15 protein-coding genes are annotated in these 12,773 nt (G+C 37.7%); 11 read left to right on the forward strand and 4 right to left on the reverse strand.

What is annotated here, in order from left to right; all coding sequences use genetic code 11:
• Positions 1-94 precede the first annotated feature (94 nt).
• From M3600_RS09065 to M3600_RS09070, 3 genes are read left to right on the forward strand one after another with little or no spacing between them, the layout of a single operon-like run.
• Positions 95-715, forward strand: coding sequence for a TetR/AcrR family transcriptional regulator (locus M3600_RS09065; RefSeq protein WP_233313533.1), 621 nt, complete (start codon positions 95-97; stop codon positions 713-715).
• Complete coding sequence (locus M3600_RS28905) at positions 712-846, forward strand: hypothetical protein (RefSeq protein ID WP_267913270.1); 135 nt, start codon at positions 712-714, stop codon at positions 844-846. The genes M3600_RS09065 and M3600_RS28905 overlap by 4 nt, the downstream gene beginning before the upstream one ends.
• Positions 847-875: 29 nt before the next feature.
• A complete protein-coding gene (locus M3600_RS09070) occupies positions 876-2,387 on the forward strand; it encodes a DHA2 family efflux MFS transporter permease subunit (RefSeq protein WP_237941599.1) in 1,512 nt (503 codons plus the stop codon).
• A 64-nt stretch (positions 2,388-2,451) separates the two neighbouring features.
• Here the strand turns inward: M3600_RS09070 and M3600_RS09075 are convergent, their stop codons facing one another.
• Positions 2,452-2,736: a late competence development ComFB family protein gene (locus M3600_RS09075; RefSeq protein ID WP_233313535.1), complete on the reverse strand. Its 285-nt coding sequence runs from the start codon at positions 2,734-2,736 to the stop codon at positions 2,452-2,454.
• Between the two features lie 132 nt (positions 2,737-2,868).
• Here M3600_RS09075 and M3600_RS09080 point away from each other — a divergent pair, with 132 nt between their 5' ends.
• Positions 2,869-3,339 (forward strand): hypothetical protein, encoded by a 471-nt coding sequence (locus M3600_RS09080; protein ID WP_233313536.1) that lies wholly within the window; start codon positions 2,869-2,871, stop codon positions 3,337-3,339.
• A 104-nt stretch (positions 3,340-3,443) separates the two neighbouring features.
• Positions 3,444-3,689, forward strand: coding sequence for a spore coat protein (locus tag M3600_RS09085; RefSeq protein ID WP_251645475.1), 246 nt, complete (start codon positions 3,444-3,446; stop codon positions 3,687-3,689).
• 44 nt (positions 3,690-3,733) lie between these two features.
• Here M3600_RS09085 and M3600_RS09090 read toward each other — a convergent pair whose 3' ends face one another.
• The gene (locus tag M3600_RS09090) at positions 3,734-4,240 is read right to left on the reverse strand and encodes a YhcN/YlaJ family sporulation lipoprotein (RefSeq protein WP_233313538.1); all 507 of its coding nucleotides are present in this window, start codon (positions 4,238-4,240) and stop codon (positions 3,734-3,736) included.
• A 154-nt stretch (positions 4,241-4,394) separates the two neighbouring features.
• A complete protein-coding gene (gene hpaB / locus M3600_RS09095) occupies positions 4,395-5,852 on the reverse strand; it encodes a 4-hydroxyphenylacetate 3-monooxygenase, oxygenase component (protein ID WP_233313539.1) in 1,458 nt (485 codons plus the stop codon).
• Positions 5,853-6,328: 476 nt separating this feature from the next.
• On the opposite strand from hpaB, the gene M3600_RS09100 reads away from it, so the two are divergent.
• From M3600_RS09100 to M3600_RS09125, 6 genes are all read left to right on the forward strand, one after another.
• Positions 6,329-6,511, forward strand: coding sequence for a hypothetical protein (locus M3600_RS09100; RefSeq protein ID WP_233313540.1), 183 nt, complete (start codon positions 6,329-6,331; stop codon positions 6,509-6,511).
• Positions 6,512-6,765: 254 nt separating this feature from the next.
• Complete coding sequence (locus M3600_RS09105; RefSeq protein ID WP_233313541.1) at positions 6,766-7,209, forward strand: disulfide oxidoreductase; 444 nt, start codon at positions 6,766-6,768, stop codon at positions 7,207-7,209.
• Between the two features lie 165 nt (positions 7,210-7,374).
• A complete protein-coding gene (locus M3600_RS09110) occupies positions 7,375-8,853 on the forward strand; it encodes a sugar porter family MFS transporter (RefSeq protein ID WP_233313542.1) in 1,479 nt (492 codons plus the stop codon).
• Positions 8,854-9,102: 249 nt separating this feature from the next.
• The gene (locus M3600_RS09115) at positions 9,103-10,092 is read left to right on the forward strand and encodes a ketoacyl-ACP synthase III (protein WP_237941598.1); all 990 of its coding nucleotides are present in this window, start codon (positions 9,103-9,105) and stop codon (positions 10,090-10,092) included.
• A gap of 172 nt (positions 10,093-10,264) precedes the next feature.
• Positions 10,265-10,750: a GNAT family N-acetyltransferase gene (locus M3600_RS09120; protein ID WP_251645477.1), complete on the forward strand. Its 486-nt coding sequence runs from the start codon at positions 10,265-10,267 to the stop codon at positions 10,748-10,750.
• 352 nt (positions 10,751-11,102) lie between these two features.
• Positions 11,103-11,909, forward strand: coding sequence for a glycosyltransferase family 2 protein (locus M3600_RS09125; protein ID WP_237941597.1), 807 nt, complete (start codon positions 11,103-11,105; stop codon positions 11,907-11,909).
• A 52-nt stretch (positions 11,910-11,961) separates the two neighbouring features.
• On the opposite strand, the gene M3600_RS09130 is transcribed toward M3600_RS09125, so the two are convergent.
• Positions 11,962-12,549: a nitroreductase family protein gene (locus M3600_RS09130; RefSeq protein ID WP_251645479.1), complete on the reverse strand. Its 588-nt coding sequence runs from the start codon at positions 12,547-12,549 to the stop codon at positions 11,962-11,964.
• Between the last annotated feature and the right edge of the window lie 224 nt (positions 12,550-12,773).

Consider the following 12,773-nt stretch of genomic DNA (forward strand, 5'->3'; position numbering starts at 1 on the left):
CTTAATATATTGACAAGATGACACGCTGTCACATATAATAAATTTTGTTATCAGATGTGACACTGTGTCATGTATAGGAAGTAGGAGTTGTCTTATGCCAAAACAAACATTTTTCCATTTAGCAGCAGATAAGCAAGATACGTTGATTCATGCTGCAAAAGAAGAATTTTCAAGAGTTCCGCTACATGAGGCATCTATTGCCAATATTATTAAAAGCGCAGGTATTCCGAGAGGAAGTTTTTATCAGTATTTCGATGACAAAGAGGATTTGTATTTTTATTTATTAAGTGAAATCTCCAAGAAAAATACGAAGCGATTCCTTTCCATATTAGAGGAAAATGACGGAGATTTATTCGCAACCTTTATTAAGTCCTTTCAATTTATGGTGACAAATCATAAAGAACAAAATCATGAAAACTTTTTTAAAAACGCCTTTTTGAATATGAACTATAAATTGGAGAACACATTAGCTAATAATGTATACGAAGAAAAGCAAAAAAGTCTTTTCTTAAATATCTCCCAATCGATTAACAAAAGCAACCTGAACCTAAAGGATGAAAGTGAATTGCATCACATGGTAAGAGTTATGACAGCCGTTACCTTCCATAATATTGTTCAAATGTATGTGAAGGATTTAACCGTTGCAGAGGCGACTGACAGTTATCTGAAGCAAATGGATCTTCTTAAAAGGGGATTCGGCAGGGAAGAAGTATGATGAAGGATTTAATCAACATGCAATTAAAAAAGCTTGTCGACACACTTCAGAAGCAAAACATTTCTGCGCAAATTATCAAACGTCCTGACATACTCCAATTAGCATGTGCAGATAATAAAAAGATAAATTAATTTACTAAGGGTAAGGAGACAAAAACTATATGGATTCCAGTTTACAACAAAAGAAACCTCCATATTTGATGATTGCCATTCTATTTGTAGGTGCATTTGTATCATTTCTAAACAACTCACTTTTGAATGTTGCATTACCATCAATTATGGTTGACCTAAAAATTGACGATTATTCGACGGTACAGTGGCTGTCAACAGGCTATATGCTTGTCAGTGGTGTATTAATACCAGCTTCAGCCTTCCTGTTAACTAGATTTTCGAACAGAAGCCTATTCATTACCTCCATGGCCATTTTTACAGCAGGTACTGCATTGGCAGCATTTGCTCCTAACTTTGGCACATTGCTTGCAGGACGAATGATCCAAGCGGCAGGGTCTTCGGTTATGGGCCCGCTGTTAATGAATATCATGCTAATTAGCTTCTCCCGTGAAAAACGTGGTGCTGCTATGGGGATTTTCGGATTGGTTATGATTACAGCTCCTGCAATCGGACCAACATTATCTGGTTATATTGTTGAATTTTATGACTGGAGACTTTTATTTGAAATGATTCTTCCGCTTGCTGTAATCAGCTTGCTGCTGGCAGCATGGAAGCTTGAGAATGTTATGACACAAAATAAAAATGCAACACTAGATTATACATCGGTTGTATTATCTTCCATCGGTTTCGGCGGATTGTTATATGGTTTCAGCTCCGCAAGCTCCGACGGCTGGTCTGATCCAGTTGTATTAATATCATTGATTGCCGGTGCTATAGCATTGGCGGTATTCATCATGCGACAATTAAAAATGGAAGAACCGCTGCTTGATTTGCGTGTTTATAAATATCCAATGTTTGCGCTAGGCTCTGTTATTGCGATAGTTAATGCGGTTGCGATGTTTTCCGGGATGATTTTGACACCAGCATATGTACAAAACGTCAGAGGGATATCGCCACTTGATTCTGGTTTAATGATGCTTCCTGGTGCAGTTATTATGGGGATTATGTCGCCGGTCACAGGAAGGCTGTTCGATAAATTCGGTCCCCGTGTTCTTGCCGTTATAGGTCTGGCTATTACAGGTGTATCGACTTATATGCTGGCACATTTGCAAATAGATTCAACACATGCCTACATTATTCTTGTCTATACATTGCGTATGTTCGGAATGTCAATGGTAATGATGCCAATCATGACAAACGGCTTAAACCAATTGCCAACACGTTTGAATCCTCATGGAACGGCTGTTAATAATACAGCTCAGCAAGTTTCAGGATCAATCGGGACAGCGATACTTGTTACAATTATGAATACAGTCACAAAAAACGAAGCGGAAAGTATGATGGCTGGAGTAGATCCAGCTTCTGTGACAGAAGCTTCAGCTGCACTGCTTACACAAAAAGCGCTGCTTGAGGGAATTCAATATTCCTTCTACGTGACACTTGCTATTAATGCTATTGCTTTAATTCTGGCACTGTTTGTTAAACGAGTCGATACAAGTCAAGAAGCAGTTAAAGAGCTTGAGAAGCAAGGAAGCCCAAATAGAAAACCAGCAACAAACTAACAGCAAAAAAGGAATGATCTGGTGAGTCCAGTTCATTCCTTTTTTATTTTTCTATAACAGCTAGTTACTGCTGCTCATGCTTTGGGTAGTTTCCTACAAGATAGATGGCGCTAATAAGTCGTTTATTTATCCATTTTCTGTTTTCTTCTGTGTTTAAGTGGTCAAACACATGTTGTCTGCCTTTTTCTGTTGTTACATAATGGTGAGGCAGGTTGTTTAGGCTGTATGCAATTATATCCATTTTACACTTTTCGCACTTGCAAAAAAGCTGAAAATCTGGACTTAGTAATAAATAGGTAACAAGAGACTCTACAATTTCTTCCATCACATTTAAATATTTTCTTTCCATATCTATTACCCCTTTTGTCTTACTATATATTTATATCGGCTATTTTGTTGATTTGTTTAAATGAGATAATGATTTATTCATCCTTAAAGGTATTTTATACTGAAGTTAGGTGTAAAGGAGGGAGATGGTCAAGTGACAAGTGACGAACTTTATCAAGAGTTCCTCTATATAGGAAAGGCCTTAAATAAAAACCTTGGTATAACTCCTGTTTTATATGGGTCATTAGGGCTTGAAGTCGTAACGGGTATTAACTTTAACCCACAGGATATTGATATTCTTGTGCCAATATCTTATATAGAGGAGAAATGGCCCCTTTTAAAGGAAATGATGGAAAAGCTGTCGTATGAACTGACAGATTTACACGAGCATAAGTTTGAGAAAAATGGGTTTGAAATAGGGTTCGCCTATGAAGAAGACCTGCCTCACTTTGCAGGAGTTGCTTATAACCTGTTAGAAATGAAGGTGGAAGCAGAAGCGAGATTTAAGGTGTTGTCTGTTAAAGACTTCTTAGCCGTTTACCGGAAATCATCAAAAGACAGCTACAGGAAAACAAAAAACAATAATAAGGATTTAAAGAAAATCGCTATTCTTGAATGCCTCTGATTTTGTCTCCGATTTTTTTCCGTAATGACTAGTGCTTTTACCTAAGCAAGACGCTGGGTGGGTGAATATCTTATTAGGGATTATAAAGAGGAGGTAAACTACAGATGAATGAGATAGCTGCAAATTATGGATTTTACCAAAATGATTTAAGAAGACCAATTGGCTTTGGCAGACGCCCATTTTATCGTCCATGGGGTTTTCGGCCCGGCTTTGGTGCACCTTTCGCTGCGGGACTGCTAGGGGGTCTAGCTGCTGGTGCTCTTATTGGCGGCCCGTATTATGGAGGATATCCGTATTATCCATATCCGCCATACCCATACCCATACCCATACCCATACTATCCTTATTAATAAACTAAAAACGCCCAAACCACTGGTTTGGGTGTTTTACTTTTCTAGCGGGAATTAGGGAAAATCCTTGTTACTGTCTCAACAAATTCATCATATAAACCGCTGATTGGTTTGCCATTTTCAATATCATCAGCATAATTAGTGAAGCGATCATAAAAATCTGGATTTGAAGATACATACACATTATCAATTTCACTATCCGTATCCTTCACTCTGTCAGCGATTTTATCTTCTAGTTTATTTGTTACACCATCTTCTTGATTTCCTTCAAGCTGTACAGCAACAAAGGCATTTTCATCTGTCTTCATGACAACTGCACGTTTCACTTCTTTCATATCTTTTATCTTTTCAGCCGCTTTATCAGCTACGTCAAGGTCCGCTTTATTGCGTTCGTCTGAGTTATTGCCGATATTGTCAGCGTTCAAGTTGTTTTCGGTATTGTTATTATTATTATCATTCATGGCAGTGCCGTTATTATCATCATCATTGCCGCACCCTGTCATAACTGCTGTCAAGGCTGCGACTGCAAGCAAATGTTTTACTTTTTTCATGGCGCTAGAACCCTCCTTAATAAGTTTCAAATTCAGTTTTCCCTATAACAAACTTGAATATGTATGAGGAAGATTTGTGCCATTTATTGTATAGAAGGGCAAAGCAATGAGATAATAAAAAACAAAAAAGCCTATTATCAAAAGATACAGGCTCTTATGAACTGTGCTCATCTGGTTGCTGCAAGTTTAAAAACTCGCTTACTTGTTGTACATGCTGCTGCAATGAATAATGTTTGTATAAACTGGTTGCTGAGCGTATTGGGTCACCGAAAAAGAATCGTTCGTATTGAGTCTGTCTTGTGCCAAAAGCGCTCATCGTCAAATCCCAGCCTAACCGAAATATTTTATTGCGATCTTCCGCTTTTTTACTTGCACCTTGCATGTATTGAAGTAAATCATTGCGAATAGCAGAATGAAAAGACTTCTCTTGCGGCAATGTCACAAGTCCGCTTGCACCAATCAACTGAATAATTTCACTAAAACGGGGATAACTTTTCGAGAAAATATTGCTTGCAACTTGAAGAGGAAGGATATTTGGTACGAGATGTCCACATTGATCAGGCTGTGCATCATGCTCGGACTTTTCTAATAAAGCTTTCATAGTCTCTAATGCGATGATAATCTCCGCCATTTTTTCCTGTATATGTGAATACTCTCTAATGTCAATGGTGTCAATTATAGATTCGGCTATGCCTAATATGAATTCAGTTTTCTTTATTTGTCTTATCAGCACTTGATGCAATGCGTAGTGGTGAAAGGAGCTCCTATTCAAAAAGTCATTGGCTGCTTTAAGATTGTCATAGTAGAACACCCGATTCCACGGAACAAGAACATTGTCAAAGACGAGAATACAATCCATCTCCTCATATCTTGCGCTTAAAGGGTAGTCAACGAGTGAATCGCCGCCTGCAAAGGATTCTCTGCATATAAACTTAAGCCCTGGTGTATCTGATGCAATACTGAAGGCGAACGCTTCATTTTTATCAAATTTAGGTGCTCCGAAAACGAGTACCTCGTCTGTAATACCGCCTTGAGTGGCCAACAGCCGTGCCCCTTTAATTATTAAGCCGTCCTTGGTTCTTGCTACAACTTTTGCGGAAATTGGTTCCTTGCTGTCTTCCAAAAATACCTGGGACCGATTAACCTGTGGGGTGATAAATGTATGTGTAAAAGTCAAATCTTTTTCACGTGCTTCTTCAAATAAATTTTTAATATTTTCTGGAAAACAATTTTCTTCACCAGCGAGCAGTCCAGCAGATGAAGCCAGACTCATTATCACCGTATTTAAATAATCAGGGCTTCTGCCCATCATTCCATAAGTCGCTTTAGCCCAGGCTTCCATCATTGTACGTCTTTTCCGTAAATCCTCCATCGTTTTTGGCTGCAAATAGGATAAACCGACAGGATTGCCTGTAAGTGGAGAGGGAAAGGTCATGTCCTTTAATCTGTTCGGATTTGTCTGCATATCATATAAAGCAGCCTTTGCTTGAAGAATTCCTTTAAATGCTGGATGGTTGGAAGGCTTTTCCACTAGCTTGGAGCCGTCCAGCCAAATTTCTGTATTCATTCTGTCAATACGTTCAATTAAAGCTTTGCCACTGATTACACCCATAAAAAATCCTTCCCTTTATTTGTCATTTAGTGAACCAGACTTATTTAAATTATTTTATTATAAAGTTTTGATTCTGTTCCAATACAACGACGGAAAAGTGAGATTATTCGAAATAAAGAAATTTTTATGGTAAAATATAGTAATGTTTAGTGAGAGGATGGTTTGAAAAGATATGAAAAAAGTATTCAAATACTGTTATTTAACAGTAGCTATTCCAATTTTGTTTTTATGGTCAATCTTTTTTGATTCGAGCGGAAATTTAGGGTTATTTATCCGAGATGTATTGGAAGATACAAAATAAGAATTTATAAAAACAGCATAGTACATAACCAAAAAGATTAGAAAAAAGCAGGACAGCAATGTCCTGTTTTTTCCATTTAGCTTGCTGACGAGATATAGCTGTAACAGAAAAAATTGTCATAAATAACAAAAAAAATTATATGTTATGGGGAGCACACTGATAGGAGGTGATCCTTTTGGTAAGATTAAATACACTGTATCAAGACAAAGAGAGAGGCTGGCAATCCAAACAGATCATCTTTCAGACATCTCCATCCATAGGAGAAACCATTAAAATCGACAAAAAATTTTACAAAATCACTAATATCATTCATTATGCAGAGGATAGCAGTCTGGAAGTGATTGCACAAGCAGAGTGAAATAAATAAAAGGTATTGGCAAAAGTCAATACCTTGTTTTCATACCTACATTAATTGCCGCAAATAAACTATAATAAGTGAGTAAAATGTTTGGCAAACAAAGAGTTAATTCCTATGGTTGTCTTAATACCCATAATTGGATAGACAAGCCATGTTTAATAGGAGAAAATTATGTTATCGTATTAAGAATGTGAAGACATGGATGACAGTTATAAAACAATAACTTTTCGTCTGCAGCAAGGAGGATATGTTAGGTGAAAAATAAAAATAAAGAGAGACTTTTGATGGCTGTATGGCTAGTCTCGACTATTGCCACATTCGGCAGCCTGTTTTTTTCAGAGATTATGAAATATGAACCATGTAAGCTTTGCTGGTTACAGCGTATATTTATGTATCCTCTGCCGGTCATTGTTGGATTAGCTCTTATAAGGAAAGATTATAATCAAATCTGGAGCTTTTTATCATTAGCGAGTATAGGGTTTATCATTTCTCTTTACCATAATTATATTATGCTGTTTCCACCGGAATTAGGCTCATGTGGAAGAGTATCATGTACGACCGATTATTTTAACTTATTTGGGTTCATTACGATTCCTCTGATGGCATTGATTGCCTTTCTTCTTATTATTGTTTTATGTGTTGCTGGTTTAAAAATGGACAAGCAAGCAAAATTCATTGTCGAAAATGAGCAAGAATAAGTCGTCCGACACTAAGCTGCCAAAATGGCAGCTTTTTTTCATTTACCTTGTATTTTCTGTCTCTATGTTTAAACAATCTCCTGAAAAGGTAATTAACTTGTATACACTTCTTAGAATAATGGAAGTATAACTCACAATTTTTTCTTATAAGGGAGATAGTAGTACATGAAAACAAGCGAAGAACCTGGTTTTGTGAGAACATCTTCTACAGACCGCACAAGTAAGACAGGAAATGTGCAGAAAAAACAGAAGCTTTCACAAAAGGCATACTTAAAACTCATTACATTCATTTCAACTTTTGGAGGTCTTTTATATGGTTATGACACCGGCGTAGTAAATGGTGCTCTTCCCTATATGTCAAGAGAAGACCAGTTGAATTTGACTCCTTTTACACAAGGGCTAGTCACTAGTTCTCTTTTGTTCGGGGCAGCTTTTGGTGCTATTTTCGGAGGCAGGCTGGCTGACAGGAAGGGAAGACGGAAAACAATCATCAGCGTCGCATTTATATTTCTTATCGCAACAATCGGCTGTACATTTGCACCTAATATGGAAATCATGGTGTTAAGCAGATTTGTTTTAGGTCTTGCCGTCGGAGCTACATCGGTGACAGTTCCTGCTTTCCTAGCAGAAATGGCTCCTGCAGAGAAAAGGGGAAGACTTGTTACACAAAATGAATTAATGATTGTTACAGGGCAACTGCTCGCTTACATATTTAATGCAATCCTTGCGAATTCTTTCGGAGAAATGGGTAATGTTTGGAGATATATGTTAGTTATCGCAACACTTCCAGCAGTGCTGTTGTGGATAGGAATGCTAATCGTTCCGGAAAGTCCGCGCTGGTTAGCTTCGAAAGGTAATATAAAAGGAGCACAGGCAGTGCTTGAAAAGATAAGAGAAAGAGTTCAAGCACGAAGAGAGCTGAAGGAAATTGAAAATACAATCAAAGAAGAAGGAAAGCTTAAAAAAGCTACTTTTAAGGATTTAAAACTTCCGCATGTTCGCAGAATTATACTTATAGGAATTGGAATCGCCATGATACAGCAGTTAACAGGAGTAAACTCCATTATGTATTATGGAACAGAAATATTAAAGGATGCAGGATTTTCAACGGAAGCTGCCCTTATCGGCAATATTGCCAATGGAGTCATTTCCGTATTGGCGACTTTCGTAGGAATAGCCTTGCTTGACAAGGTGGGCAGACGCCCAATGCTATTTGTCGGCATGGCAGGGACAAGCACATCTCTGCTGCTTATCGGTATCATTTCGATTGTAATGAAAGGATCTGCCATGCTGCCATTTATTATTCTCAGTTTGACGGTGTTATTTTTAGCATTCCAGCAAGGTGCCGTTTCACCTGTCACATGGTTGATGCAATCTGAAATCTTTCCCCTTCATATGCGCGGGTTAGCGATGGGAATATCAATATTCTGTCTGTTTATGATGAATTTCCTTGTAGGATTGCTATTCCCTGTTTTATTTGATGCATTCGGATTATCGACTACCTTCTTCCTGTTTGTAGGATTAGGAATATTGAGTCTAATTTTTATAAAACGATTTGTTCCTGAAACGAAAGGACGCTCACTTGAAGAAATTGAGCATGCCTTCCGCAGTTCCAAGAAAAAGCTTGCAGCAAAACAAGGATAAAGAATGAAGACGTTCCTATTTAGAGGAGCGTCTTTTTTATGGTAATGGCCCGTTTTTGAAGAGCTGAGTCGCAGATGCAAGGCTTTAAACATTTTATATAAAATAGCTTTTTCTTATTTAAAGGACAGAGCCTTTTCCAATACTAGTATGTTGACAAATGAAGCGAGAAAATAATATTATAAATTTAGTACCTGATACTAATAGTTGGATATATAAACTGGTTATAAATTAACAAAGGGAGAGACAATCATGATATCTAAAGCAAGAATAACGGCAATCGGGACATACGTGCCTGATAAAAGGCTGACAAATGATGATTTGGCCCAAATGGTAGAGACAAATGACGAATGGATTGTGCAAAGAACCGGCATAAAAGAAAGAAGGATAGCAGCAGAAGACGAGTTTTCTTCCACATTAGCAATCAAGGCGATTGAACATTTGGCTGCAAACTCAAAAAAGTCACTTGAAGACGTAGACTTTATTATTGTTGCGACAACTACAGCTGATTTCAGCTTCCCAAGTGTAGCTGCCCAAATTCAAAAACATTTTCACATGAGCTCTACTGGAGTATTCGATTTAAGTGCTGCATGTGCGGGCTTCACATATGGCTTGCATCTCGCGAATAGTCTGATTACTTCAGGAATGCATCGAAAAGTGCTCGTCGTAGCTGCAGAAACGCTGTCTAAGGTGACTGATTATACAGATCGGACGACATGTATTTTATTTGGAGACGGTGCTGGTGCCATGCTCGTTGAATATGATGAGGAAAATCCTAGCTTTCTGGCATCCCATATGGGTACAAACGGAGAGGGAGGAATTCATGTGTACCGAACTGCCATGTCGGAGCAAATGAATGGTGAGCCTTTAAAGACAAACGGGAAGATGGTTCAAAATGGCCGCGAGGTTTATAAATGGGCGACAAGAACGGTGCCTGGAGCAATGGCAGAGCTTTTAAAAAAGGCAGATATGACGATAGAGGAACTGGATTGGTTCGTTCCCCATAGTGCGAATCTGCGAATGATTGAGTCTATTTGTGATAAATCAGGTGCGGCAATCGAAAAGACTTTAACAAGCATGGTACCATATGGGAATACATCCTCCAGTTCTATCCCACTGGCGATTCAACTAGGATTATATGACCAAAAAATTAAAGAGGGAGACAGCCTGCTTTTGTATGGTTTCGGAGGGGGACTCACACATCTAGGTCTTATTATCAAATGGAATTTACCTTCATATTGAATGATGTCAGGAAAGAGTTAACAGGCTTTTTCCTGTTTTTTTATGTAAGAAGTAATTCTCTCTTTACAAGAAGTAGGTGGAAAAATAGAATAATTGTTAGACGGTATGTTACTAGAAAAAATACATAATAAGCTTGAACGGATAATAGATAAACGGAAGGTTGATAGGAAAAATGATTCAAATAAGGAATGTGAAAGAAACGGATTTGGAAAGATTGCTAACCATTGAAAATGAAGGGTTTACAAAAGAAGAAGCAGCAACAAAGGAAGCCTTTTTAGAAAGAATTGCTTTAATAAAGGATACGTTTCTTGTTGCGGAAAAAGAGGGGAAAATCATTGGCTATATTAATGGTCCAATCATTCCTTATCCATATATAACAGATAATCTGTTTGAAAGTATTCAGCAAAATCCGTCTGCAGGCGGATTTCAAAGTATTCTTGGATTAGCGGTAGCAAAAGAGGCCCGTTACAAAGGGGTTGCCCTGCTTTTGATGAACAAATTAAAAGAGCTTGTAATTAAAAATAACAGACTAGGAATTACATTAACGTGCAAGGAAGAATTGATTCCTTTTTATGAGAAATTAGGATTTAAAAACCATGGTCTATCAGAGTCCCAGCATGCAGGGACAGCTTGGTATAACCTCATTTATAAAATATAGACAAGGATGGATAGTGCAAAGAAATATTCCTTATTGATAGGCATAAAATACTTTTAATACTGAAGGGATTTTAGCGATTGAAGCTCATTATTAATACCTTATAAACAATATGGACATTTAATTATAAGAATTAAATATTTATATTTTTATAGTACATATAACAGAATAGGTTTTAAGTAGGTCTTTTCTTTTAAAGTAAAAGGCCTTTTGCTTATATTAAATAGACATATAAATATTGAAATCTACTACGCGAATGCCAAAATTGCGAAAGGCAGATGTTTGAACATACATTTTTATACTTCCTCTCATAGAATAAATATGTATTTAATATGAAAGGTTGGAGGGAATAAAGATGGATAATATTATTACAGTCCTGATTCCGTTTTATAACCCCGGGAGATATATACTTGATGCAATCAGCAGCATCTACGCACAGCCTTATTTCTCTTGGAAAATCTTGTTGGTTGATGATGGTTCTACCGATGAAAGTCCAGAGTTAGTAAAACAGTTTCTTGTCGATCCTAGAATTTCATATGTAAGACATCCAGAGAATTTAGGGCAATCGGCTAGCTTGAATACAGGGCTGAGCCATATAGATACACCTTTTTTTGTACAGCTCGATCCTGATGATTGGCTTTATCCGAACACATTGCAAAGCATGGCTAATGAAGCGAAACAACAGCCGGAAGATGTTGCTGTGATCAGCGGCAATATCAATATTAGCTTTGAAGATGAAAATGGACAGGTTTATATGTCGCGAATCAAACAAGGCAGACATTATACTAATCCATATGATTTTTTACTTGCAAACACGTCTATATGGCCAAGATGCTACAGAACCTCTGCAGTAAGAGAGGTCGGCGGCTGGCCTGTAGATGATCCATATGGCGGAAGGTATGTCGAGGATATTAGAATATTGCTAAAGCTTATTGTCTCACACCGTTTTTATTGGATTGACGAGCTTATGCTTTATCATCGCAGACATAAAACGAATAATACGAACGAGAAAGACGAAACGGCTTCTTCCTTGCGTATGCTCATTGAAGAAACATTAAAAAGCTGGGGAGATGTTTATAGGCCAATTTTTAAATATGAAGAAGGCTATATGATTTTGGATGGGTTAGAACCGACACAAGAAAATGCGGATGATAATGCTTAAAGGAAGAAAAGGGAATATTGCTCTATCTTCCCTTTTCTTATGTATTTAGTCGTTATTTAAGAGCTTCTTTACCAAAGGTTCCCTCGAAAAGAGATTCTTTTAATGGGCGTCTGCCACTTGGTATTTCCCGTTCTTGCAAATTTTCCGGCAAGGCATCTTTTTCGCCTTGAAAGCCGATTGCAATTACTGCATGAAGTGCATACTCCTCTGGCACATTCAAAACTTGACGAGCTTTTTCTTTATCAAAGCCGCCCATAGCATGGGTAACCAAGCCTTTATTGGCAGCTTCTAGCGCAAGATGACTCCATGCAGTACCAGCGTCAAATGCATGCCACGCATTTTCTCCTCTTACCGTCTTTGTTTCTGAAATAATAACAGCTAAAGCAGAAGCATGCTTGGCCCAAGTAAGATTTCCTGGCACAATAAAGGAATGAAACTTTTCTAAATCTTCCTGTGTACGAGCAATAACAAATCTCCAAGGCTGCATATTTGAAGCTGAAGGAGCCCAACGTGCTGCTTCAAAGACACTGAATAAAACCTCTTCGGGAATGTCCTTCTCTACAAAAGACCTCGGCGACCAGCGATTAATAAATTGGGGAGATATCTCAAAATCAGGCTTGCGAAAATCGTTTACTGTCATTCCTATTCCTCCTAGCTAATTTTAATAGCTAAAATATACCATATAAAAAGTTTAATAAGAAGTAATCTGTTGTAATTATCAGAAATCATTCCGCAAGAACTAGATAATCTAGGAAGAAATTCTTCCATAGCCCCTATTAACAAATTGAAAAACATGGTAAGATTATCTGCGAGGAAATTGTCGGAGGAAAACTATGTCATTTTTAACTGGTGCTTGGCAGCTAT

Origin of the sequence: Niallia sp. MER 6 (assembly GCF_023714395.1) — a bacterium.
In the GTDB taxonomy this organism is placed as follows: domain Bacteria; phylum Bacillota; class Bacilli; order Bacillales; family Cytobacillaceae; genus Niallia.